At 69.3% G+C, this 23,512-nt stretch carries 16 protein-coding genes and 12 pseudogenes; 9 read left to right on the top strand and 19 right to left on the bottom strand.

Features of this window, described 5'->3' with window-relative positions; translation table 11 throughout:
* Positions 1–104: 104 nt before the first annotated feature.
* Positions 105–1,145 (bottom strand): MATE family efflux transporter, encoded by a 1,041-nt coding sequence (locus ACFQJD_RS16500; RefSeq protein WP_379799704.1) that lies wholly within the window; start codon positions 1,143–1,145, stop codon positions 105–107.
* Positions 1,142–1,525 carry an MATE family efflux transporter gene (locus ACFQJD_RS16495; RefSeq protein ID WP_379799702.1) on the bottom strand — a complete coding sequence of 128 codons (384 nt, stop codon included), beginning with the start codon at positions 1,523–1,525 and terminating at the stop codon, positions 1,142–1,144. The genes ACFQJD_RS16500 and ACFQJD_RS16495 overlap by 4 nt, the downstream gene beginning before the upstream one ends.
* A gap of 100 nt (positions 1,526–1,625) precedes the next feature.
* On the opposite strand from ACFQJD_RS16495, the pseudogene lipA reads away from it, so the two are divergent.
* Positions 1,626–2,553 (top strand): annotated as a pseudogene (gene lipA / locus ACFQJD_RS16490) (lipoyl synthase).
* A 60-nt stretch (positions 2,554–2,613) separates the two neighbouring features.
* Here lipA and hisB read toward each other — a convergent pair.
* Both hisB and hisA read right to left on the bottom strand, forming a co-directional pair.
* Positions 2,614–3,199: pseudogene (gene hisB / locus ACFQJD_RS16485) on the bottom strand (imidazoleglycerol-phosphate dehydratase HisB).
* A gap of 35 nt (positions 3,200–3,234) precedes the next feature.
* On the bottom strand, positions 3,235–3,957 hold the full coding sequence (hisA, locus tag ACFQJD_RS16480; protein ID WP_379799700.1) for a 1-(5-phosphoribosyl)-5-[(5-phosphoribosylamino)methylideneamino]imidazole-4-carboxamide isomerase: 723 nt from the start codon (positions 3,955–3,957) through the stop codon (positions 3,235–3,237).
* 99 nt (positions 3,958–4,056) lie between these two features.
* Here hisA and ACFQJD_RS16475 point away from each other — a divergent pair.
* Together ACFQJD_RS16475 and ACFQJD_RS16470 are read left to right on the top strand one after the other, a co-directional pair.
* A pseudogene (locus ACFQJD_RS16475) lies at positions 4,057–4,385 on the top strand (phosphoglucosamine mutase); the annotation flags it as partial.
* Between the two features lie 107 nt (positions 4,386–4,492).
* On the top strand, positions 4,493–5,434 hold the full coding sequence (locus ACFQJD_RS16470; RefSeq protein WP_379799698.1) for a hypothetical protein: 942 nt from the start codon (positions 4,493–4,495) through the stop codon (positions 5,432–5,434).
* On the opposite strand, the gene ACFQJD_RS16465 is transcribed toward ACFQJD_RS16470, so the two are convergent.
* The 12 genes and pseudogenes from ACFQJD_RS16465 to pdhA form a co-directional block, all read right to left on the bottom strand.
* The gene (locus tag ACFQJD_RS16465) at positions 5,422–6,531 is read right to left on the bottom strand and encodes a DUF7118 family protein (protein ID WP_379799696.1); all 1,110 of its coding nucleotides are present in this window, start codon (positions 6,529–6,531) and stop codon (positions 5,422–5,424) included. The two genes, ACFQJD_RS16470 and ACFQJD_RS16465, sit on opposite strands and share 13 nt — an antisense overlap.
* Positions 6,528–6,895: pseudogene (hisI, locus tag ACFQJD_RS16460) on the bottom strand (phosphoribosyl-AMP cyclohydrolase). The gene ACFQJD_RS16465 and the pseudogene hisI overlap by 4 nt, the downstream one beginning before the upstream one ends.
* Before the next feature lie 40 nt (positions 6,896–6,935).
* A pseudogene (locus ACFQJD_RS16455) lies at positions 6,936–7,966 on the bottom strand (prepilin peptidase).
* A 91-nt stretch (positions 7,967–8,057) separates the two neighbouring features.
* Positions 8,058–8,447, bottom strand: coding sequence for a ferredoxin Fer (gene fer, locus ACFQJD_RS16450; RefSeq protein WP_379799694.1), 390 nt, complete (start codon positions 8,445–8,447; stop codon positions 8,058–8,060).
* A gap of 92 nt (positions 8,448–8,539) precedes the next feature.
* A pseudogene (locus ACFQJD_RS16445) lies at positions 8,540–9,696 on the bottom strand (anion permease).
* 44 nt (positions 9,697–9,740) lie between these two features.
* Positions 9,741–11,167, bottom strand: a pseudogene (gene lpdA, locus ACFQJD_RS16440) (dihydrolipoyl dehydrogenase).
* A 111-nt stretch (positions 11,168–11,278) separates the two neighbouring features.
* Positions 11,279–12,717 (bottom strand): annotated as a pseudogene (gcvPB, locus tag ACFQJD_RS16435) (aminomethyl-transferring glycine dehydrogenase subunit GcvPB); the annotation flags it as partial.
* Positions 12,714–14,041 (bottom strand): annotated as a pseudogene (gene gcvPA / locus ACFQJD_RS16430) (aminomethyl-transferring glycine dehydrogenase subunit GcvPA). The pseudogenes gcvPB and gcvPA, both read right to left, overlap by 4 nt.
* 31 nt (positions 14,042–14,072) lie before the next feature.
* On the bottom strand, positions 14,073–14,456 hold the full coding sequence (gcvH, locus tag ACFQJD_RS16425) for a glycine cleavage system protein GcvH (protein WP_379799692.1): 384 nt from the start codon (positions 14,454–14,456) through the stop codon (positions 14,073–14,075).
* Positions 14,457–14,573: 117 nt separating this feature from the next.
* Positions 14,574–16,254, bottom strand: a pseudogene (locus ACFQJD_RS16420) (dihydrolipoamide acetyltransferase family protein).
* Between the two features lie 2 nt (positions 16,255–16,256).
* Positions 16,257–17,239 (bottom strand): annotated as a pseudogene (locus tag ACFQJD_RS16415) (alpha-ketoacid dehydrogenase subunit beta).
* Positions 17,236–18,339 (bottom strand): pyruvate dehydrogenase (acetyl-transferring) E1 component subunit alpha, encoded by a 1,104-nt coding sequence (gene pdhA / locus ACFQJD_RS16410; protein WP_379799690.1) that lies wholly within the window; start codon positions 18,337–18,339, stop codon positions 17,236–17,238. The pseudogene ACFQJD_RS16415 and the gene pdhA overlap by 4 nt, the downstream one beginning before the upstream one ends.
* 178 nt (positions 18,340–18,517) lie before the next feature.
* Between pdhA and ACFQJD_RS16405 the strand changes: the two genes are divergently transcribed.
* The 3 genes and pseudogenes from ACFQJD_RS16405 to ACFQJD_RS16395 all read left to right on the top strand — a co-directional run bounded on the left by ACFQJD_RS16405 (position 18,518) and on the right by ACFQJD_RS16395 (position 20,613).
* Entirely contained in the window at positions 18,518–19,369 is an 852-nt protein-coding gene (locus tag ACFQJD_RS16405) for a cupredoxin domain-containing protein (protein WP_379799688.1), read from the top strand.
* Between the two features lie 121 nt (positions 19,370–19,490).
* On the top strand, positions 19,491–19,991 hold the full coding sequence (locus ACFQJD_RS16400) for an amino acid-binding protein (RefSeq protein ID WP_379799686.1): 501 nt from the start codon (positions 19,491–19,493) through the stop codon (positions 19,989–19,991).
* Positions 19,991–20,613 (top strand): annotated as a pseudogene (locus ACFQJD_RS16395) (IMPACT family protein). Before ACFQJD_RS16400 ends, ACFQJD_RS16395 begins: the two are co-directional and overlap by 1 nt.
* Positions 20,614–20,681: 68 nt before the next feature.
* On the opposite strand, the gene ACFQJD_RS16390 reads toward ACFQJD_RS16395, so the two are convergent.
* The gene (locus ACFQJD_RS16390; protein WP_379799684.1) at positions 20,682–20,843 is read right to left on the bottom strand and encodes a hypothetical protein; all 162 of its coding nucleotides are present in this window, start codon (positions 20,841–20,843) and stop codon (positions 20,682–20,684) included.
* 54 nt (positions 20,844–20,897) lie between these two features.
* On the opposite strand from ACFQJD_RS16390, the gene ACFQJD_RS16385 reads away from it, so the two are divergent.
* Positions 20,898–21,047, top strand: coding sequence for a hypothetical protein (locus tag ACFQJD_RS16385; RefSeq protein WP_379799682.1), 150 nt, complete (start codon positions 20,898–20,900; stop codon positions 21,045–21,047).
* A gap of 102 nt (positions 21,048–21,149) precedes the next feature.
* On the opposite strand, the gene upp is transcribed toward ACFQJD_RS16385, so the two are convergent.
* A complete protein-coding gene (gene upp, locus ACFQJD_RS16380) occupies positions 21,150–21,827 on the bottom strand; it encodes a uracil phosphoribosyltransferase (RefSeq protein ID WP_379799680.1) in 678 nt (225 codons plus the stop codon).
* A gap of 106 nt (positions 21,828–21,933) precedes the next feature.
* Between upp and ACFQJD_RS16375 the strand changes: the two genes are divergently transcribed.
* Positions 21,934–22,614 carry a haloacid dehalogenase type II gene (locus ACFQJD_RS16375; RefSeq protein ID WP_379799678.1) on the top strand — a complete coding sequence of 227 codons (681 nt, stop codon included), beginning with the start codon at positions 21,934–21,936 and terminating at the stop codon, positions 22,612–22,614.
* A gap of 187 nt (positions 22,615–22,801) precedes the next feature.
* Here the strand turns inward: ACFQJD_RS16375 and ACFQJD_RS16370 are convergent, their stop codons facing one another.
* Entirely contained in the window at positions 22,802–23,173 is a 372-nt protein-coding gene (locus ACFQJD_RS16370) for a cupin domain-containing protein (protein ID WP_379799676.1), read from the bottom strand.
* 90 nt (positions 23,174–23,263) lie between these two features.
* On the opposite strand from ACFQJD_RS16370, the gene ACFQJD_RS16365 reads away from it, so the two are divergent.
* Positions 23,264–23,479 carry a hypothetical protein gene (locus ACFQJD_RS16365; RefSeq protein WP_379799674.1) on the top strand — a complete coding sequence of 72 codons (216 nt, stop codon included), beginning with the start codon at positions 23,264–23,266 and terminating at the stop codon, positions 23,477–23,479.
* The last annotated feature ends 33 nt before the right edge of the window (positions 23,480–23,512 follow it).

Genomic DNA, 23,512 nt, shown 5'->3' with positions numbered 1-23,512 from the left:
CATGGACGAAGAGGGGGACGCCGACGGCAAAGGCGTTTCCGTCGCGGCACCGCGGCCGGCGGCGCTCCCCGCCCGCGGTGGCACCCTCCACGGCGACGCGGCGCTCAGTCCCCGGGGACGGCCGCCGATTGCGAGAACAAGCCGGCGCGGACGGCGTAGCGGTAGTAGACGCCGAGTCCGACGGCGGCGAGGACGTTCGAGCCGGTGACGGCCCAGAAGATGGCCGCCATACCGAACCCGAGGCCGGGCGAGAGGGTGACGCCGAGGAGAGACACCGAGAACGCCGTCGGCAGCGAGAGCGCCGCTGCCGGCAGTCGCACGCCCCAGTACTTCAGCAGGTCGACGACGAAACTCGTCCGGGTGCGTCGCGCGCCGTCGAAGCCGGCGACGAGGAGGTCCGCGGCCCCGATGGCCGGATAGCCGTACGCGAGTATCGTGAGGTAGGCGACGGTGAGCGCGCGCCCGGTTCCGGAGAGGCCCGGGACGAACAGGTGCGCCAGCGTCTCCGGCACGGCCCACTGGACGACGCCGAGGAGCGCGAGCGCGCCGACGGCGAGGGCGACGCCGACGCGAGTCGCGTGGCCGGCGCGGGACCGGTTGCCGGCCCCGAGGTTCTGTCCGACCACGCTCTGGGTCGCCTGCTGGAGGCCGACCGACGGGAGGACGGCGACGCTGGCGACGCGCGACCCGACGGTGTAGGCCGTCAGCCCCGCCGCCCCGCCGGTGACGGCGACGACGCCGACGACGAGCACCCGGACGGTCTGGCGGACGACCTGGCGACCGGTGACCGGCAGCCCCACGGCGAGGAGTTCGCGGAGTTCGGCGGCGGAGAGCGACGGCGACGACGGCAGCAGCGACGGCCGCCCGCGGCCGACCGAGAGCCAGACGGCGAGACAGAAGCCGGCGACGTAGCCGGCGACCGTCGCCAGCGCGGCCCCGCGGACGCCCATCCCCGGTACGGGGCCGACGCCGAAGATGAACACCGGGTCGAGCGCGACGTTCGTGAGGACGGTCGCGACGTTGACGTACAGCGAGGCGCGGGAGTCGCCCCAGCCGACGAAGCCGCCTTCGAGCGCGTCGCTCATCCCAGCGACGGGCAGACCCAAGACGACCGTCGCGAGATACGTCGCCGCCAGCGGCGTCACCGCGGGATCGCCGACGAGCGAGACGAGTCGCTCGGCACCGACCGTGACCGTCCCCCGACGACGACGCCGCCGGCGCAGGCGAGCAAGAGGCCGTGAAACACCAGCCGTCGTGCGCCGGCTTCGTCGTCGGCACCGACCCGCCGGGAGACGAGGAGCTGCGTCCCGACGAACGGCGTGACGAGGACGGCGAACGCCAGCGCCACCACGGGGACGGAGAGGCCGACGGCGGCGACGGCGTCCTCGCCGAGGCGACCGACCCAGACGGTGTCGACGATCTGCTGGACGACGCGGACGACGTTCTGGGCGACGAGGGGCACCGCGAGGACGAGCAGTGTCCGCGGCACCGAGCCAGTGACGGCGTCGCGCCCGCCGCTCGTCATCGTGGCAGTGGTATGCGAACTCGTCGCATATTCGTATCGGTCCGGGCCGGATGCGGCGTCGACCCCACACGTTTTTGCCCGGTGGACCGAACGGGCGTGTATGAGCAGCAGGCGGAAGCCCGACTGGCTGAAGATGCGGCCGCCGTCGGGTCAGCGGTTCACGGACATCAAATCCTCGCTCCGGGACCGTAACCTCCACACCGTGTGCGAGGAGGCCAACTGTCCCAACATGGGCGAGTGCTGGAGCGGCCGCGACGGCCCCGGGACGGCGACGTTCATGCTGATGGGCGACCGGTGCTCGCGGGGCTGTAACTTCTGTGACGTCCAGACGGGGGATGGAGCCGCTCGACCCCGACGAACCCGCCAACGTGGCGGCGGCGGTCGCCGAAATCGGCCTCGACTACGTCGTCCTCACGTCCGTCGACCGGGACGACCTCCCCGACCAGGGCGCGGGACATTTCGCCGAGACCATCCGCGAGATCAAGGCCCGCCACCCCGGCGTTCTGGTCGAAGTCCTCATCCCCGACTTCCAGGGCGAAGAGCGCCTCGTCCGGAAGATCATCGACGCCGAACCGGACGTCATCGCCCACAACGTCGAGACGGTCGAGCGCCTCCAGTGGCCCGTTCGCGACCGCCGTGCCGGCTACGAGCAGTCGCTCTCGGTCCTCGAACAGGTCGCCGACGAATCGGACATCTACACCAAGACCAGCCTCATGCTCGGTGTCGGCGAGTACGACCACGAGATCTACCAGACGCTCTCGGACCTCCGTGAAGCGGGGATCGACGTCGTCACCCTCGGTCAGTATCTCCAGCCCTCGCGCTCGCATCTCGACGTCTTCGACTACGTCCACCCCGACGCCTTCGAGACGTGGCGGCGGGTGGCGGAGGAGGAATTCGGCTTTCTCTACTGCGCCAGCGGCCCGATGGTCCGGTCGTCGTACCGCGCCGGCGAGCTGTTCGTCGACGCCGTGTTGCGCGAGGACAAGAGCGTCGAGGACGCCCGGCGTGAGGCGCGAGCGTCGGACTGAGCGCACCGGTGACGTCGAACGCCGCGGGCGCTCGGAGACGCTCGGACGTCGACGCCGGCGTTACAACTCGCCTTTCGTGCTCGGCGTTCCCGACCGACGGTCGTCGATTCTCGTGGCGTCGTCGAGCGTCCGCGCCAGCGCCTTGAACAGCGCCTCCACCTCGTGGTGGGCGTTCTCCCCCGGACCTCGGCGTGGAGCGTCAGGCCGGCGTTCACCGCCAGCGTGCGGGCGAAGTGGCGAGCCATCGCGCTGGTGAACTCCCCGACCCGTTCCTGCGAGAACTCGCCGTCGAAGCGAAACAGGGGCGGCCGCTCACGTCGACGACGACGCTCGCGACGGCCTCGTCCAGCGGGACCGACCGGTCGGCGAAGCGGACGATGCCGCGCTTGTCGCCGAGGGCGTCGGCGAACGCCTCGCCGACGACGATGGCCACGTCCTCGACGGTGTGGTGGTCGTCGACGGCGAGGTCGCCGTCGCACTCGACGGTGAGGTCGAACAGACCGTGTTTCGCGAACGCGGTGAGCATGTGGTCGAAAAAGCCGATGCCCGTCTCGGCGCGGACGTCCCCCTCGCCGTCCACGTCGAGCGTGCAGTCGATGGCCGTCTCGGCGGTCTCCCGCGAGACGGCGGCAGTCCGGTCCATGATCGCATCTCGCCCGCCGAACGTATGACCGTTGCGCCCTACACCCGCATCGCGGCTTCGAGGGAGAACCGGCCCTCGTAGAGCGCGGTGCCGACGACGACGGCCGCCGCGCCCGCCTCCTTCAGCGCCCGCACGTCGTCGAGGGTGGCGACGCCGCCGCTGGCGACGACGGGGATGGAGACGGCCTCCACGACGCGGCGGACCCGGTCGGTCTGGACGCCTTCGAGTCGCCCCTCGACGTCGACGTCGGTGAAGAGGATCGCGCCGGCACCGAGGTCCTCGTACCGGCCGGCGGCCGCGGCGGGGTCGAGACCGGTGCCTTCGGTCCACCCCGAGACGACCACCTCGCCGCCTTTGGCGTCGAGGCTGACCATCACGGATCCCGGACGTTCGTCGCTGATCGCGGCGACGATTTCGGGGGTCTCGACGGCGGCCGTCCCGAGGATGACGCGGTCGACGCCCCGTTCGAGGAGCGACGTGGCGTCCTCGGCGGTGCGGATGCCGCCGCCGAGTTGAATCTCCACGTCGACGGCGTCGACGATGGTGTCGACGGCGGCGACGTTCGCGCGTTCGCCCTCGAACGCGCCGTCCAGGTCGACGAGGTGGAGGGTCTCCGCGCCGGCGTCGACCCACCGCCGAGCCGCCTCGACCGGATCGCCGTAGCGTTTCTCCGTGCCGCGCTCACCCTGTACGAGCTGGACGACTTCGCCGTCCTGCATGTCGACGGCGGGGACGACTTCGAACGACGGAAAGTGGCGCATGGCGGGGGTCGGGCGGGCGGTGGCCTAAGACTGTCGACTGTGCGCCGTGATCCGCTGGCTCCGGAACGGCTTTGGGGCCGGCCTCCCGACCACCTCCCGATGCAACTGTTCGGGTCGAGCGGAGCGCGGGGCGTCGTCGGGGAGACGTTCACTCCCGAGTTCGCCACGCAGGTCGCACAGGCGGCCGGGACCGTCTGGGACGCCGACCGGGTCGTCGTCGCGCGGGACACGCGCACCAGCGGCGACCTGTTCGCGAACGCCGTCGCGAGCGGCCTGGCGAGCGTCGGTTCCGACGTCGACCGAATCGGCGTCGTCCCGACGCCGGGGTCGCCTACTACTGCGAGCGCGAGGGGCTGCCGGCGGTCCACGTCACGGCGTCGCACAACCCGCCGGCGTACAACGGGATCAAACTCGTCTCCGACGAGGGCGTGGAGTTGACCGTCGGCGAGTACGAACGCGTCGAGCAGCGCGTTCTCGCCGAGGAGTTCGAACTCGCACCGTGGGACGGCGTCGGCGACGCCCGTCGCGTCGAGGAGTGAACCGCGACTACGCGGCCGACGCGCTCGCGGCCGTCGACCGCGAGGCGATCGCCGACGCCGACCTGCGCGTGGCCGTCGACCCGGGCCACGGCGCGGGCGCGCTCGTCAGCCCCGACTTCTTCCGCGAACTCGGCTGCGAGGTGGTGACCGTCAACGCCAACCCGGACGGTCACTTCCCGGGGCGCGACCCCGAACCCGTCCCGGAGAACCTGGGCGACCTCTGCCGACTCGTCCGCGCCGCCGACGCCGACGTGGGCATCGCCCACGACGGCGACGCCGACCGGGCCATCTTCGTCGACGAGCGCGGCGACGTCGTCGACGGCGAGACGTCGCTGGCGGCGCTGGCGGCGGCGGCGCTCGACCCCGGTGACGCCACCGTCGCCGCGGCGAACGTCTCCCAGCGCCTCGTCGACGTCGTCGACGAGGCGGGCGCGTCGCTCGAACTGACGCCCGTGGGGTCGATGAACATCATCACTCGCATCCGCGAACTCCGCCACGAGGGCGTCGACGTCCCCATCGCCGGCGAGGGCAACGGCGGCGTCTTCTTCCCCGACTACCGACTCGGGCGGGACGGCGCGTACGTCGGCGCGAAGTTCCTCGAACTCCTCGCGGACCAGGGCGCGCCCGTGAGCGACGTGGTCGCGCCGTACGCCGCCTACGAGACGGTCAGAGAGAGCCTGTCGTACGACGACGAGGCGGAGCTGGACGCGATGCTCGGGGCCGCGGAACAGTTCGCCCGCGAGGCCGACGCAGAGCTCGACACGACCGACGGCTTCCGCCTCGACTACGGCGACGCCTGGGTGCTCGTCCGGCCGAGCGGGACGGAACCGAAAGTCCGCGTCTACGCCGAAGCGCGCGAGCGCTCGCGCGCCGACTCGCTCGCGACGGCCGTCGTCGACGCCGTCGCGGCGGCGCGCGACGCCGCTCAGAACGCGTAGTCGGCCAGCGCCGCTTCGAGGGCGTCCCGCTCCGCCCGCGCCGCGTCGAGGTCCTCGGCGACCTCGCCGCTGGCGAGTCGCTCGCGTTCCGCCTCGTCGAGTTCGGCCGTCGCCTGCGCGGCCTCGCGGAGGCGCTCGTAGTCGGTCTCGTCGGGCAGGTCGCGGACGGTCCGCGCCTTCGCCACGACCGAATCGGGGGCGAACCGGGCGACGACGGAGACGAGTTCCCCGGCGCGGTAGCGCAGCGACGACGACTCCGGCGGCGGCCACGACACCGTCAGCGGGTCGGCGTCGAGGCGTTCGAGATACGTCCGGTGGACGGCGACGCGGGTTTTGAGCGCGCCGGCGTCCTCGACGTAGTGGTCGAGTTTCGACGTCGAGTAGTCGGCGTACTCCAGGAGCGTCGTGATCGACTCCTCGCCCGCCGGCCGCGTCTCGACGTACTCCCGGAGTTCGGTCGGGGGCTGGCGGAATTCGACGAGCGGATACGACTCCGTGGCGGCGACGAAGTCGAACACCTCGCGCGCGCTGGCGTCCGAGCGGAAGTCGTCGAACGCGTCGCGAACCGCGTCGTTGTACGCCTCGATGGGGTCGCGCAGGCGGGAGACGGGCGCGTCGAGGTCGGCGTCGCCGAGTCGCTGGAGCCGCTCCAGTTCGGCGACCCGCGCGTCGAGTTCGTGCACCCGGCGTTCGACGTCGCGTTCGGCCTCCCGGTATCGCTCTCGCGCCTCCGTGCGGTCTTCGAGCAGCGCCACGAGGTCCGCCGCCGGTTCGAGCAGGTCGCGCGCGTGGTCGAAGTCGTCCTCGCTCAGTCGGCGCTGGTCGAGGTGGTCGTTGGCGCGTTCGAACGCCTCGCGGGCCGGCAGGTCCGAATCGAGGCTTTCGGTGAGGTCGACGAACTTCTCCTGAAACTCGACGTAGGCGGCGAAGTCGCCGGTGCCGGTGGCGCGGCCCTCGTAGCGTTCGAGGAGGTTCATCGCCTGTCGGTACGCGGATTCGACCTCGCGGAGGACGTCCTCGCCGTGTTCGTCGACGGCGTCCTCGGCGCGTTCGCGTTCGGCGTACGCGTCCGCGAGGTCGGTCACGAGGTCGGTCATCCGTCGTCGTAAACCTCGTCGGGGTCGAAGACGCGCTCGCCGACGGTCTCTCCTCGACGGTGCGGTAGAAACACGAGCGGTGTCCGGTGTGACACGCCCCGCCCTCCTGGTCGACCAGATAGAGGAGCGTGTCGGCGTCGCAGTCGACCCGGATCTCCCGGACGTGCTGGACGTGGCCGCTGGTCGCGCCTTTCTCCCAGAGTTCGTCCCGGCTCCGGGAGTAGTAGTGCGCCCGCCCCGTCTCGCGGGTCCGGTCGAGCGCGTCCGGAGAGACGTACGCGAGCATCAACACCTCGCCGGAGTCGGCGTCCTGGGCGATGGCGGGCACGAGGCCGTCCTCGCCGAACGCCACGTCGACGGTCATAGGCGAATCCACGCCCCTCCGCCCGATAGGTTTTGTGTTGCTACGCCACGCCCGCCGCCCGAAGGAGAGCGAAGAAGACGTCGCCGTAGGTCAACGCGACGAGGAGGCCGCCGAACATCGGCACGAGAAACGGGATGCCGGGCGAGAGCCACACCGCGTCGCGCGAGGCGACGAGTTCGAGTCCCTCGCGGAGTTTCTCGGGGGTCGTCCCGTAGGCCGATCCCTCGATTTCGTCGAGGAACCGCTCGGCCCCCACGGGTCGTCGTAGCCGCTTGGGTCGTCGACAGCGCCGTCGTTGGGGGCGTCGACAGCGCGACCCGCCTCGGGGACTGCTCCGCCGTCGACCGCGGACTCGCCGACCGGCGGTCCGTCGTCGACCGCGCCGTCGCCGGGGGCGTGCGTCTCGCCGATGCCGGCCGGGTCGCGGTGGGCGTCGGGGTGGGCCCGCAGGTCGGCGAGCGTGGTCCCCCGCCAGCGGAGATACATCCGCAGGGCGTCGACGTCGAGGCCGTGGCGGGTGAACCCCGCCCGCGTCTCGAACAGGCGGCCGTGCTCGGTGGCGAGCGACGGCACGTCGACGCGCCGGCCGACGAACATGACGGGCGAGAACTCGCGGCCGAGAGCGTTGCGCACGCCGAGGACGAGCGGATACGCCAGGCCGACGAGGACCGTGTTCGTGAGGACGGTCATCGAGAAGACGCCGAGGGTCGTCGGCACGAGCGGAACGGCGTCCCAGGGCAGATAGTAGACGGGGTAGGCGGGGAAGACGACGGCCAGCACCATCAACGCCTTGGCGTCGGCCCCGCCGAATCCGCCGATTCGCCAGAGGAGATACCCGAAGGGGACGAGAAAGCCGAGACTGAGGCCGACCCGGAGCAGAAACAGTCGGTCGTCGACGCCGGACAGCGGCAGGCGGGTCAGCAGGTCCCACGCGAGAGCGACGACGCCGACGGCGACGAGCGGATACCACACCCCGTTCGGGACGCGGCGGGTGCGGACGTCGCGCCACGCCGCCCATCCGAACGCGGGGACGACGAGGAGGCGTAGCAGATCGGGCGTCGTGCCGAGCATACCGGGAGAGCGGACGGCAGGGAATTAGGGGTTCCGGAACGAGCGCCGTCGCAGGACGTCCGGGAAAAATACGAGGTTCGGAAGCGGCGGCTCAGATGACGCGGTTCTGCAGGTAGTCGAGGTGCTTCGCGTTGTAGACGATCCTCACTTCGTCGGTGCTGGGTGACCCGATGCAGGTGAGACGGACGTTTTTATCCTCGACCTCCTCGTCGGAGAGGATCTGCTGCATGTCCATCTCGATTTCGCCCTCTCTGACGATGGCGGCGCAGTTCGCACAGGCACCCGCACGGCAGGAGAACGGCCAGTCGTAGCCCTGTGCCTCGGCGGCCTCGAGGATGTATTCGCCCTGGTTCACTTCGAGCGTGCCGTAATCTTCGTCGCCGAGGTCGGCGTCGGCCGCCTTCTCGAAGAGGTCGGCGTCGTCCATATCCCAGCCGTGATCGTCCAACACTTCGTAATTGAGGTATTCTACCGTGGGCATCAAGACGTGGGTTGCTCGGCCACCCCATTAGACTTTGCTGTTCGAAACCGCTTACATCGGGGGTGTCCGGGTCCGAAACGTAATCATTTCCGTCATATCGGGGTCGAGACGAACAGGAGGTAGGAGGCGATGGCCGAGAGCGACGGCGTCAGCAGCCAGAAAAACACCACGCGACCGGTCGTCGACGGGTCGAACAGGTCGCGAGCGTCGAGCGGCGTCTCCTCCTGTCCGACCGGGGAGACGCCGTCGGACTCCGGTTCGGCCGCCAGGACGTCCACCGACACCGCCGGGCTCTCGCCGCGAACCGCGTCGCCGAGGGTGACAGTCCGGGTGGCTCGTCCCCACCCCAGGCCGACGATGCACATCGTCGCGCTGACGGCGAGACTCGCGGGGATGCCGAGGTGAGAGAGCAGCGTGATGAGGCTCGCGCTCACGACTTCGACGATGAGCGCCGCCAGCAGGGGAGGTCCGTGAGGTCGTTGCCGACGGTGTCGAGCGTCCGGCGAGCGATGGTGAACGCGCCGAGGCCGATGGCGGCCCCCGCGACGAGGACGCCCTGCCCGGGGTCGATCGCGCCGTTTCCGACCAGCGGAGCCACCGCGTTCGCGGTGTTCGACGCTCCCGCCGAGAACGCCATGTAACACGCGATGGCACCCACGAGAACCGTACTCCCGAGTTCGCGCCGGGTCGTCCCCGGGCCGAGCCGAGGGGCCGGGAGGGGACCGGTACGATCGAGGCAAACGAGGGGGCCCTCGCTCTGTTCGATGACGACTCGCGCGGCGAGATACGGATAGACGTACCGGCCGACGACCGCACAGACCCAGAACGCGAGGACGGGCGCGACGACCCACCACGAGATGATCTCGAGCATCACCGCTTCGTTCAGCGTTCCGGTGGCGACGCCGAGACCGGCGATGGCCCCGACGGCCGTCATCGACGTGGAGGCAGGCACGCCGAACGTGTTGGAGACCAGCAGCGCGATGCCGACGAAAAAGAGGACGGCAACGCTCGCCTCGATGGAGAACTGCGACCGGGGGACGATGTCGCCGCCCATCGTCTGGATGACGTTTCGGCCGACGGTCCAGCCGCCGAGGAGGGCGAAGGCGGTCATCAGCGACGCGGCGGCGAACTTGCCGACGACGCGACTGCCGACGGCGGGGCCGAACGCGACGCCTGTAGACGAGCCGCCGATGTTGAAGCCGACGAAGACGGCGACGCCGAGGCCGACGAGTAGCAGGAGTTCGACCACGATACTGGCTCCTCGTCGGAGGCCTTAGTTCGTACCGATCCGCGTCATCGGTTCAGCGTGTGGATCGCCTCGCCCATCGCGTTCTCGGCCGCCTCCATCACGGCCTCCGCCAGCGTCGGGTGCGTGTGGATCGTGGACGCGACGTCCGAGAGCGTCGCCCCCATCTCGATCGCCAGCGCGAGTTCGGCGACGAGTTCGGACGCCTCGGGGCCGACGATCTGTCCGCCGAGGACGAAGCCGGACTCCTCGTCGGCGACGACGCGGACGAAGCCGTCGGTGTGGCCGGTGGTCAGCGCCCGGCCGGAGGCGTTGAACGGCATCTGCCCGACGGCGGGCGTGAACCCCTCCTCCTCGGCCTCCGCCTGCGTTAGCCCGACGGTCGCGATCTCGGGATCGGTGAAGACGGCCGCCGGGATGGCCTGGTGGTCCAGAGCGGCGGGTTCGCCCGCAGCGACCTCCGCGGCGACGATTCCCTCCGCCGACGCCTTGTGTGCGAGCATCGGCTCGCCCGCCACGTCGCCGACGGCGTGAATGTGGTCTCGCTCCGTCCGGGTCCGGTCGTCCGTCTCCAGAAAGCCGTCCTCGTTCGGTTCGAGGCCGGCGTTTTCGAGATCCAGGGTGTCCGTGACCGGGCGGCGGCCGACGGCGACCAGCACCGCGTCGGCGGCGTAGGAGGACTCCTCGCCGTCCTCGGTTTCGGTGGTGACGACGATGCCGCCGTCGGCGCTGTCGCGCCACCCGCTGGCCCCTTCGCCGAAGTTGAAGCCGACGCCGAGGTTCTCGGCCTTCGTGCGCACCACGCGGGCGACGTCGTCTTCGTAGCCCGGGAGGACGTCCGAGAGCATCTCGACGACGGTGACGTCGGTGCCGAGTTTGGCGAAGACGGTGGAGAGTTCCATCCCGATGTAGCCCGCGCCGACGACGACGAGGCGGTCCGGGACGGTGTCCAGATCGAGGGCGTCGGCCGAACTCAACACGGGATCGTCGGCGAAGTCGAAGCCCGGCAACTGGATCGGACGACTCCCCGTCGAGACGATGCAGCGTTCGAACTCGACGGTCTCCGAGCCCTGGCCCTCGCCGCCGTGTTCGACGCGGACGGTGTTCTCGCCGGTGAAGCGGGCCGTCCCCTCGACGAGGTCGACGCCGTTGGCCTTGCAGAGTTTCTCGACGCCCCCGGTGAGTCGGTCGACGACGCCGTCTTTCCAGTCGCGCATTGCGGCCATGTCGACGGCGGGATCGGCGTGAATGCCCATCTCCTCGGCGGTGGCCGCCTCGTGGGCGACGTCGGTGGCGGTGATGTACGCCTTCGAGGGGATACAGCCCCGATTGAGGCAGACGCCGCCGTAGGCGTCGCGTTCGACGAGCGTCGTGTCCAGTCCCCTCTGTGCCGCCCGGATGGCGGCGACGTAGCCCCCGGCCCCGCGCCGATGACCAGTACCTCCGTGCCTGTCGTGACGTCTCCGACGACCATGATACTGTACGTCGGGACGCGAGACGATATAAAAACTGGCAGGAACGACCGGGAAAGACGGCTCCGGACCGCGCCACCGCGGACGGCCGCAGGGTCGACGCCGGCGGACCAGTCGTCCAGCGCGTGCCACGAGAGACGCGGATTCCGGGCGGCCGTCACCTGGTCGATCCGCCGAGCAGTCGTCCGGTTCGGCGCGCTCGCGAGGGCGTCTTCGTCCTCGCTCGCGACGGCGTTGAACGCGGCCGCCAGATCGTCGAGTCGGGATTTAGTCTCCGTCTCCGTCGGTTCGGTCATCAGCGCCTCGTCGACGATCTCGGGCCACTTCGTCGTCGGCGGGTGGACGCCGTAGTCGAGCATCCGCTTGGCCACGTCGGCGGCGTCGGCGTCCGCGCTGGCGACGAACTCGTGGTGGAACGGACCGTACGGCACCTCGTACTCGATCTGCGAGGCGACGTAGTTGGCGTTCAGGACGGCCATCTCGCTGACGTTCTCTAACCCCTCGTCGCCGTGGCGCAGGATGTACGCGTAGGCCTTCACAAGCACCAGCCAGTTGCCGAGGAACTCGTGGACCCGGCCGATGTTCCGGTCGGGGGCGTAGCGCTCGTAGGTGCCGTCCGCACGCTCTCGGATCTGCGGGTTCGGCAGGAACTCCGCCAGCTCCGAGACGACGCCGATGGGGCCCTGTCCCGGGCCGCCGCCGCCGTGTGGCGTCGCGAACGTCTTGTGGAGGTTGAAGTGCATGATGTCGAACCCCATGTCGCCCGGACGGGCCTTCCCGAGCAGGGAGTTGAGGTTCGCGCCGTCGTAGTAGAGGAGGCCGCCCGCGTCGTGGACGACGTCGGCGATGTCGGTGATGTCGCGTTCGAACAGGCCGAGCGTGTTCGGGTTCGTCAGCATCAACAGCGCCGTCTCGTCGCTCACGGCGGCCTCCAGCGCCTCCAACTCAACGCGGCCGTCGTCGTCGGAGGGGAGTTCGACCACGTCGTAGCCCGCCATCGCCGCGCTCGCGAAGTTCGTCCCGTGGGCCGTGTCGGGGACGATGACCTCGCTCCGGTCGTCGTCGTTGGCCTCGTGGTAGGCGCGGGCGACGAGGATGCCCGTGAACTCGCCGGCCGCGCCCGCGGGCGGCTGGAGCGTCACCGCGTCCATCCCGCCGATGCTGGCGAGGGCGTCCTGCAGTTCGGAGAGCAGTTCGAGGACCCCTGCTGGTCGGCGTCGGCCCGGAGCGGGTGGATCTGCGCGCCGGGGTGTGCCGCCACGTCCTCCGTGAACTTGGGGTTGTACTTCATCGTACACGACCCCAGCGGGAAGGGGCCGGACTCGATGCCGTAGTTCATCTGCGAGAGGCGGGTGTAGTGGCGAGCCACCTCCGGTTCGGGGAGGGCGGGGAGTTCGAGTTCGTCGCGCGTCAGATCGTCCGGAAGCGACGACGACACCGCGACGGTCGTGTCGTCTTTCTCACTCAACAGCGGTTCGTACGTGCCGTCGTCGTGCCAGCGCGCCTGCTCGTACGGCGCGGGAGCCGACTCGTCCGCGCGCTCGTCGCTCATCGGCTCCCTCCGTAGGCCGCCACGGCGTCCACGAGGTCGTCGATCCGGTCGCGGTTCGTGTCGGTCACACAGACGGCGAGATACTCGTCGCCGCCGTCAGCGACCGTTCGGAGCGCGAAGCCCTCCTCGCGGAGGTGATCGGCCACGTCCGCCGCGGGAGCGTCGGTGGCGACGAGCGCCTCGCGGAAGTGGTGGCCGTCGTAGACGGGAGCCGACACCCCGTCAGCTCGTCCAGGCGAGCACAGAGGTCGGCCACGCCCGTCACGCACTCCTCGGCGAGGTCGACCAATCCGTCGGGACCGAGCCACGCGGCGTGGATCGCCGTCCGGAGGGCGACCCACGCCTGGTTCGTGCAGATGTTCGAGGTGGCGCGCTCGCGGCGGATGTGTTGCTCGCGCGTCTGGAGCGTCAGCGTGTACGCCCGGTTGCCGGCGGCGTCCTCGCTCGCGCCGACGAGTCGACCGGGCACCTGCCGGAGGAACTCCTCGCGGCAGGCGAAGATGCCCAGTCCCATGCCGTAGCTGGTCGGCATCCCGAGGACGCTCGCGTCGCCGACGACCACGTCGGCACCGTAGGCGGCGGGCGCTTCCAGCAGCGAGAGGGCGACGACGTCCGAACCGACGCAGAACAGCGCGTCGTTGTCGTGGGCGACGTCGGCGACGGCGTCGAGGTCGGGTTCGAGCAGGCCGCGAGCGTTCGGCGTCGCGGCGTAGACCAGCAGCGTGTCGTCGTCGACCGCCGCACGGAGCCCCTCGACGTCGACGGTGCCGCCCGAGGTGGGGTAGGTGTCGACGGCGATGCCGGGGCCGTCGGTGTAGTTCTCGAGCACCGATCGGATGCGATCGGGGAGGCTGTCGGGGACGAGGACGGTGTTGCCGCTCGTCTCGCGGACGCGGCTCGAAAGCAGTGCGGCCTCGCCGAGCGCCGTCGCGCGGTCGTACATCGAGGCGTTGGCGATCCCGAGCCCGCTGAGTTCGACGACGAACGACTGGAACTCGAACAGCGCCTGCAGGAACCCCTGGGCGATTTCGGGCTGGTACTGGGTGTAGCTGGTGAGAAACTCCGAGCGAAGCGAGAGGTGGTCGACGACGGAGGGGACGTAGTGGTCGTAGTGGCCGCCGCCGAGAAACTCCACGAGGTCGGTCGAGCCGTCGAGGACGCCCTCGACGGCCGCACGCGCCTCGCGTTCGGAGTGGGCGTCGATGCCGTAGTCGCCGTCGAAGCGCACCTCGTCGGGGATGTCGAACAGGTCGTCCGGGTCGGCGACGCCGACGGCGGACAGCATCGCGTCGAGGTCCTCGGGAGGGTGGGTCGCGTACGGCATCACCGCCCTCCCGTCGATCCGTCTCCGCACATCATTCGGTCTGTGCCTCGTAGGCGTCGGCGTCGAGGAGGCCGTCGAGTTCGTCCGCGTCGACGTCGGTCAGTTCGAGCATCCACCCCTCGCCGTAGGGGTCGTCGTTGACCAGTTCCGGCGCGTCGAACAGGGCTTCGTTGACGGCCGCGACCGTCCCCGAGACGGGTGCGTAGATGTCGGACACCGCCTTGATGCTCTCGACGACGCCGAACTCGTCGCCCGCCGCGAGTTCCTCGCCCTCGTCGGGCAGTTCGACGAAGACGATGTCGCCCAGTTCGTCCTGTGCGAAGTCGGTGATGCCGACGCGGTAGCCGTCGTCGGTTTCGGCGACCCACTCGTGCGATTCGGTGTATCGAAACTCGTCCGGGACTTCGAATGTCATGGTTTGTGTCGTGGTGCGTCGTTCCCCACGTTCGCCGTCGCGCGCCGAACGTGGGGGCACACCGGATCCAGTCGTCTCATAGGACCGGACCTATATTGGCCCGGCGATTGCGGCGCGCTATTCGAGCAGGAGTCGCTCGGGCGTCGACAGCGACGACTTCAGGTGGTTCGTGAACTCAGCCGCCACCGCGCCGTCGACGACGCGGTGGTCGATCGCGAGCGACAGCGGCAGGGTGTGGCGCGCAACGACGTCGTCGTCGACGACCGTCGGCCGTTTCTCGATGGCTCCCATCGCGAGAATCCCCACCTCGGGGTGGTTGACGATGGGCGAGGCGTACTCGCCGCCGACGACGCCGACGTTCGTGACCGTGAACGTCCCGCCCTGCATCTCCTCGCGGCCGATGGTCCGCTCGCGCGTCCGCTCGACCTTGTCGTTCAACTCCGCGGCGATTTCGACGAGGCCCTTCTCGTCGACGTCGCGGACGACGGGCACCATCAGGCCCGCGTCCGTCGCCGTCGCCACGCCGACGTTGTACTCGTCGTGCAGGACGATCTCCTCGGCGTCCTCGTCGAGCGAGGCGTTCATGTACGGATGCTCGCGCAGCGCCGACGCGACGGCCTTCAGCACGAACGGCATGTAGGTGAGTTTCACGCCGCGGTTCGCCGCGATGGGGCGGAGGCGCTCGCGGAGGCGCACGAGGTCCGTCACGTCCACGCCGTCGTAGTGGACGGCGTGGGGAATCTCCGCCTTCGAGCGCTGCATGTGCTCGCCGATGGAGCGACGCACGCCGCGGTACGGGACGCGATCGCCGGGCACGGGGCCGGACTCGCCCCCGGTCGCTTCGACCGTCTCTTCGGGAGCGAGCGTCTCGGCGGGCGCTTCGGCCGCCCTCGCCTCGGACACCGAACCCACCTCGGCCTCCACCTCCGTCGCCGTCTCCGCCGCGGCACGCTGGCTCTCGGCGTAGTCGTGGACCATCGCCGCGGTGACGAACGGTTCCCCCTCGCGGGTCTTCTCGGTCGGCACGTCGTCGATGTCGACGTCGAGTTCCTCCGCGACGCGGCGCGTCGCCGGCGTGGCGAGCGTCCGCTCGCGGCCCGCCGCCCGCGACGACGCGCGTTCCTCCGCGACGCGTTCGACGGCCCGTGCCGTTCGGTCGCCCGCCTCCCGCCGCGAGACGGTCGGTTCGTCGGGTTCGCGTCGCGAGACGGTCGGTTCGTCGGGTTCGCGTCGCGAGACGGCCGGCGTCCCGCTTCCGAACGTCACCGACCGGGGTTCGGGCGACTCGGCCGTCCGGCGCTCCGTCCCCGCTTCGGCGGCGGCCCGCACGTCGGCGTCGGTGACGCGGCCGCCCGGTCCCGACCCCGCGACCGACTGCAGGTCGACGTCGAGCTCGCGGGCGAGACGGCGCGTGCTCGGCGGCGCGAAGACGCGCTCGCCGGGCGTGGTCGTCTCCGCTTCGGTCGCCTCCGCCTCGGTCGCCTCCGATTCCGTCGCTTCCGCCTCGGTCGCTTCTTCCGCTTCGGATTCCCCGGCCGCTTCCGGCTCTTCCGCTTCCTCCGCCACCTCGAAGGTGATGATGACGTCGCCGACCGGGACCATCTCGCCTTCCTCGGCGCGGAGTTCCTTCACGGTGCCGTCGTAGGAGGAGGATCTCCACGAGCGCCTTGTCCGTCTCCACCTCGGCGACGGGCTGGTCTTCCGAAACCGCGTCGCCGGGTTCGACCAACCACTGGACGAGTTCGCCTTCGGCGACCCCTTCGCCGACGTCCGGGAGTTTGAACTCTCGTATCGTCATGGTCAGTACTCCACCACGTTGCGGATACCGTCTTCGATGCGGGCAACCGACGGGAGGTAGTAGTCCTCCAGCGCGTAGAGGGGGTACGGCGTGTCGAAGCCCGTGATGCGCTCGACGGGCGCTTCCTGGTAGAGGAGCGCCTCCTCCTGAACGATGGCCGTCAGTTCGCCGGCGAGGCCGCCCGTCTTGGGCGCTTCGTGGACGACTGCCGCCCGGCCGGTCTTCCGGAACGACTCGACGACGGCGTCGCGGTCCAGCGGCGAGAGCGTCCGCAGATCGACCACCTCGCAGTCGACGCCCTCCGCGGCGAGGTTCTCGGCCGCCTCCATCGTCACGCGGGTCATCGCTCCCCACGTGAACACGGAGACGTCGCCCCCTCGCGTCGGACCGCCGCCTCGCCGAGCGGGACGGTGTACTCCTCGTCGGGCACCTCCTCGCGGAACGCCCGGTAGATGAGTTTGGGTTCGAGGAAGACGACCGGGTCCGGGTCGCGGACGGCCGAGATGAGCAGGCCCTTCGTGTCGTAGGGCGTACTCGGGATGACCACCTTCAGGCCGGGTTCGTGGACGAAGAAGGCCTCCTTCGATTCGGAGTGGTGTTCCGGCGCGCGGATGCCGCCGCCGTAGGGCGCGCGCACGACCATCGGACAGGTGAACCGGCCGCGACTGCGAGTCCGGAGCCGGGCGGCGTGGCTGATTATCTGGTCGAACGCCGGGTAGATGAAGCCCATGAACTGGATTTCGGGCACCGGGCGCAGGCCGTAGGCGGCCATGCCGATGGAGGTGCCGACGATGCCCGCCTCCGCGAGGGGCGTGTCGACGACCCTGTCGCCGCCGAACTCGTCGTAGAGGCCCTCGGTCGCGCGGAAGACGCCGCCGTTCTTGCCGACGTCCTCTCCGAGGACGATCACGTCCTCGTCGTTTTGCATTTCGGTGTGGAGTCCGTCCCGTACTGCCTGCACGAGCGTGAGGTTCTGTGCGCTCATTCTTTCAGGAATCTCTCGTCGCCGTAGCGGTCACGGAGTCGTTCGAGGTCTTCGAGTTGCTCCCGGAGGCGGTCGGGCAGGTCGGCGAACACCTGCGAGAACATCTCCTCGGGATGCGGTCGGCGCTCGCCCTCGGCCGTGTCGACGGCCGCCGACACCTCCTCCTCTATCGACGCTTGGATGGCGTCGACTCTCTCGTCGTCGAGTCGCCCCGTCTCGCGGAGATACGTCTCCAGTCGCGGGATGGGGTCTTTCCCCCGCCACTCCTCGACTTCCTCCTGGGACCGGTAGACGCTGGGGTCGTCCGCTGTCGTGTGTGCGCCGAAGCGGTACTGCACCGCCTCGACGAGCGTCGGCCGCGACTCGTCGGCGTCGGGGTCCCTGGCTTTCGCCACCGCTTCGCGGGTCACCCGATACACCGCGAGCGGGTCCATGCCGTCCACCTGTACGCCGTCGAAGCCGTACGCCTCCGCCTTCTGTGCTATCGTCTCGGACGCCGTCTGGCGCTCCCGCGGCACCGAGATGGCCCACTGGTTGTTGTTACAGAAGAAGACGGTCGGCGTGTCGAAGACGCCCGCGAAGTTCAACCCCTCGTGGAAGTCGCCCTCGCTCGTCGCGCCGTCGCCGAAGTAACAGAGGAAGGCGTGCCGGTCGCCGCGGAGGGTGGCCGCCCACGCCGCGCCCGTCGCGTGGGGGATCTGCGTGGCGATGGGGACGGCGATGGTGAAGACGTTCGCCTCGTCGGGCATCCGGTTGCCCGACTCGTGTCCCATCCAGTAGAGCAGCGTCCGTTCGAGCGGGACGCCGTGGACGTGCGTCGCGGCGTGTTCGCGATAGCTCGGGAAGAGCCAGTCCGCCTCGTCGAGGGCGAAGGCGCTCCCGACCTGCGCCGCCTCCTGGCCGGACATCGGGGGATAGGTACCCATCCGCCCCTGCCGCTGGAGGCTCACCGCCCGGGCGTCGAAGTGGCGCGCGAGCTTCATCTCGCGGTAGATCGCGACGAGTTCGTCGTCGCTCAGCGACGGCGGATCGCCGACTAGCTCACCCGCCTCGTCGAGGACCTGAATCTGCTCTCGCGGGCCCCGGTCCAGAACGCTCACAGTCGACCCCTCCTGTCCATGACGTGAACGTCACCCGCCGGGGTATTAGGATTTGCCGCGAAATCGAGCACCCACCACCTCACTGCATCCCGCTCTCACCCTCTGATTCGCCATAACTGTAACTTTCCAATCATAATGTTTAATAATTATTATACCCAATTCTCGTGGGGTGTCTCCCATGCCAGCGGAATCGGATTCGACAGCGAGCGATGAATCGGCGGACGAACCACCCGACGTGAATCGGCGACCACTCCTGAAGGCCCTCGGTGTCGGTGCGGCGCTGGCGTTCGGCAGTCGGAGGGTACGGGCCGAACACTCGCCGTCGCACCCGGCGGAAATCGATCCGAACTACGGATACGCGACACCCGACGCGGGGACGATTTCGAGCCTCCCGGGCGACCTCCAACCGAACTACACCGTCGAATTGCACGTCCGACAGGGCGTGCCGTACGAACCCGGTCCGCCGAAGGAGACGGAACACGGACCACTCTTTCACTTCGACCCAGCGGGACTGGCACTCGACGTAGGGGACGTGGTCGAGTTCCGCTACACGACGCCGGACCACACGATCACAGCCTACCACAACGCGCACGGCTTCCAGCACCGAGTGCCACCGAACGTGCCACCCTTCTCGTCGCCAGTCGTCAACGCCGGCGGAGCGTGGCTCTACGAATTCACCGAACCAGGACTGTACGACGTGTACTGCGGCCCACACCACATCCTCGGGATGGTGATGCGACTCGTCGTCGGCGACCCCGAGAACTGGGCTGGCGGCGTCCCCGACTACGAAGACACGTTCGAGGGATCCGCAGGACCGCCACCGATTCTGGCACCGTTCGGCAAGGAGTTCCTGGAGGACGAACTCAACACGTTCAGTGAACCTCACGAGAACAAGAACCCGGAGTGGGTATGGTTGACGCCACAGGAAGTCCTCGACGCGGACGCTCTCGATCCGGAGAACGTCTGGGCGAACGAGAGCGTCTCCATCGACGGCGTGTTGGCCGACATCGACCGTATCCAGACGACGTAGGTGGAGGGTAATCCGTACGGCGTCGGAGCGGTCCGTTCTCCAGGGTTCACGGCGGCGGCATCGGTCCACGACTCTCGGACCCGCAGGATTATGGCCCGCCACCGACTAAGCGAACTAACGAATGTTCGACGAGATCATGGGCAAATTCGAGGGGAGCCCGAGCCAACAGGAGGTGATTCGTCTCCTCCTCGAACGCGGCTTCTCCGTCAACGACGAGGGACGGGTCGTCTCCGGCGGCATCGAGATCCCGAACACGGGCATCGCACGCGAGATCGGCGTCGACCGCCGCGTCGTCGATTCGACGACGGACGCTATCCTGGAGGACCCCGAACTGCGGCGCATCTTCCAGAACATCTCCTCGATCCCGAGCCTGATGGATCTCGCGCCCGTCCTCGATCTGGCGGTCCTGACCGTCTGGGTCGAAGACGAGACGGAACCCGGCATCGTCGCCGACGTGACGTCGGCCATCGCGGACCGAGACATCTCCATTCGACAGATAATCAGCGAGGACCCCGAGTTCACGGACGATCCCAAATGCTACGTCGTCACGGACGGACCGCTCCCCGGGGAGTTGCTGGTGACGATTCGCGAACTGCCGTACGTGCGGAAAGTCGAGTTCTGATGGCCGAGCCCGTCCGTACCGTCGCCGGCCCCGGCGAGGCCCGATTCGAGGTGAACGGGTCGACGTTCGTGGGCCTCGCCGGGGCCGCCCGCACCGTCGCCGAGGCGGAGGCGTTCGTCGAGGAAGTGAACGCGGAGTATCCCGACGCGCGCCACGTCGTCCCCGCCTACCGCGTCCCGGCGGACGAGGGGCGATCCGGGGCGGACGAGGCGATGCTCCGCGAGTGGTGTAGCGACGACGGCGAACCCTCGGGGTCGTCGGGCAAGCCCGCGCTGAACGTCCTCGTCCAGCAGGAGATCCGGAACGTCGTCGTCGCCGTCGTCCGCTACAAGAGCGGGCCGAACCTCGGCGTCGGCGGCCTCGCGCGCGCTTACTCGCGGGCCGTGAAGGAAGCCGTCGAGGACGCGGGCGTCGTCGAGAAACTCCCCGCGAACGGTTCGCGGCCGCCGTCGAATACGGCGACTCCGGTACCGTCCGCGCCGTCTTAGAGAGCGAGGACGTCGAGTTCGACGCCGACTACGCCGAGGACGTCCGCTTCGAAATCCGGGTGCCGGTCGACGAGGCGTCCGCCCTCCGCGACCGGCTGCAAAGCGCCACCAGCGGACGCGTCGACCTCTCCTGAAACCTCCCGAACGCTATAGAGATCCCCCGAGGGCGGGATTCAGTGGAGATTATTCGCCGGCGATTCGGCTACAGTCTGTCGGATTTCGACTCGAAGAAGGGGGTTCGACTCCTCGTCACGTACGACGAGGGGAACACCCACCGGTCGTCGTACGCCGTGGGCGTCGCCCTCCGACAGCGACGCTCGCCACCGGTGGCGACGTTCGACCGCGTGCTCGGCGACACGCCCATTGGAGTCCGACCCGTACCGTCGCTCGTGACTGAATCCGACTGTACCTACTGCGGGTGCGACGTGACGGCGCACTCCCCGTCGTCGTCGAGGAAGGGTGGGGCGACCGCGACCGCGCGGGGCAGTTCTGTAACTACGGCTGTCTCGCGGCCCACGTCGAGCGCGAGGGGTTGGCGACGGGAACGAGTTGTCGGGTCGATTTGTGACGACGCCGTCGGAGTGCATCGCGCGATCGTAGCGCGCAAGCCGGTCGGCGACGCGGTCGTGGCGGCGTTTCCGGCCCGTCGACCGACGGACGGGAGCGCCGGTCACTTGGTCCGGAACGCCCGGTCGCCGGCGTCGCCGAGGCCGGGAACGATGTAGCCGTTCCCGTCGAGTTCGTCGTCGATGGCGACAGTGAGGAGATCGGCGTCGGGAAACCGATCGGCGACGTGCAGGAGTCCGGCGGGGGCGGAAACCGCCGAGAGGACGAAGAGGTTCTCCGGGGCGGGCTGGTCGTCGAGAACGTACTCCAGCACCGCACACATCGTGCTTCCGGTGGCGAGCATCGGATCGGCGACGATGACGGTGTCATCCTCCGAGATGTCGGGCAGTTTCACGTAGTCGATGGTGATGGGGAACTCGCCGGCCTCGTTCATGCCAGCCTCCTCGTCGCGGCCGGCGCTGATGACGCCCTGTTTGGCGCGCGGGAACGCCTTCAGGAGTCCCTCGACGAACGGCGTCGCCGCCCGGAGGACGTTGATGATGACCACGTCGTCGAGGCCTCTGACGCGTTCGCCCGTCGTCTCCGCCAGCGGCGTCTCGATGGAGACGTACTCGGTGTCCATCGCGCCGTCGATGATCTCGTAGCCACAGATGCGGCCGAGTTTCACCAGACCCTTGCGGAACGCCACCTGTTCCGTCTCGACGTCGCGGATCTTCGAGAGCGTGTCTTTCGCGAGCGCGTGCGTGATGAGGTACGCGTCGTCGCGGTCCTCGATCGTCATACCCGAAATCGGGGCGTGAACCGACATAAACCCGGCCATCGGCGGCAGCGATGTCCGGTGACGACCACCCACACGCCTATGGTGGTCGCTCGAGACAGCGTCTCCTATGCCGTTCCACCCGGGCCGCGTCGAGACGATCACCGTCGACTCCTACGGCACCCTCGTCGATCCGAGCGCGTCCGAGGACGCCGTCGCCGAACACACCGACGACCCGGCAGCCGTCCTCGCGGCGTGGCGGTCGAACTACCTGTCGTACGTGATGATCGCCAACGACGTCGACGACTACCGCCCGTTCGACGAACTCATCGAAGCGGGGTTAGAGCAGGCGCTCGAAGCCCACGGCGTCACGACGACGCGGGCCGAGCGCGCGGAGATACTCGCGACGTTCGACGAACTCGACCCGTTCGACGACGTCGCGGACGGACTCGCTCGTCTGGCAGACGCCTACGACGTGTACGTCCTCTCGATGGGCACCCCGGAGATGCTCGATACGCTGCTCGCACACGCGGATCTCGACGGCGTCGTCGAGGACGCGATTAGCGTCCACGAGATTCGGACGTTCAAACCCGAGGCCGCGGTGTATCGCCACGGTGCCGCTCGGACCGGGACGCCGATCGAGAACGTCGCACACGTCGCCGGTCCCGCGTTCGACGTCCGCGGCGCGATGCACGCCGGAATGCAGGGCGTCTGGATAGACCGCACGGGCGATCCGTGGGAACCGTGGTTCCCCGACCCGGATTACGCGATATCGACGTTTCACGAACTCGCGGACGCGCTCGACGCCTGACTCCCCGACGTCGGCGAGGTGCGTGAGGAGGACCAGCACCGCGACGAAGCCGAGACACCGGACCGCGACGGTGGCGAAAGTCGACGCCGGCGCGGCGTTCGTGACCAGCGACACGCGCGGGTCGTCCTCGGCCGCCGTACCGGCGCGTCGGCGTCGACTTATTGGCAGTCAGCCGGATCAGCGGCGGTCACGGTTCGTAGGCGTGGACGTCGTCGTCCGCCGGCGGGGCACCGACGGCGACGACTTCCACCGCCGCGTCGGCGTCTTCGGGGTTGTACGCTCGCTGTGGGCTCCCGGGGTCGACGACGAAGAGGCTCCCCTCGTCGACGACGTACGTCTCCTCGGGCGTCTCGACGCTGAGGGTCCCGGAGACGACGTAGAAGGCCTCCTCCTGTTCGTCGTGGTAGTGATACGCCAGCGGCAGTTGCTCGCCGGGGTCGGCGCGGAAGAGGTTGATAGCCATCCGCGAGAGCCCCGCCGGATCCGAGAGCCGGCGACATTCGCAGGGCCGATCGGTTTCGGGGGCGACTTCGTCCGTATCGACGACGCGGTATCCCATACGTGTGCACACTCCACTCGGCGGTAAAAGCTCACGGATCGCCACGACAAGGTTTAACCGCGTGGTAGACATATCTGCGAACCGAGAACTATGGACAGCGAGCGAACCGAGGCCCGCGGTCGACGCGCGACGAGATCCGCCGTCGACGTCGCGGCGGCCGACGGGAACGCCGCGGGGCGCGACCCGTTCGGCGACGCCCGCGTCGGCGTCGGCGACGACCGATTGCGGCCGGCGTCGCCGGCGTGGCGCGCCGGCGTCCGGCGCACGCTCGACGAGGTGGCGACGCGTCTCACCGGCGGTCGATGACGCCGAAAGACAGTTTATTCCGAATCACCGAGT

It is taken from the genome of Haloplanus sp. GCM10025708 (assembly GCF_042663985.1).
GTDB classification, from domain to species: Archaea; Halobacteriota; Halobacteria; order Halobacteriales; family Haloferacaceae; genus Salinirarus; species Salinirarus marinus.
This window is presented reverse-complemented; position numbering and strand designations above follow the sequence as displayed.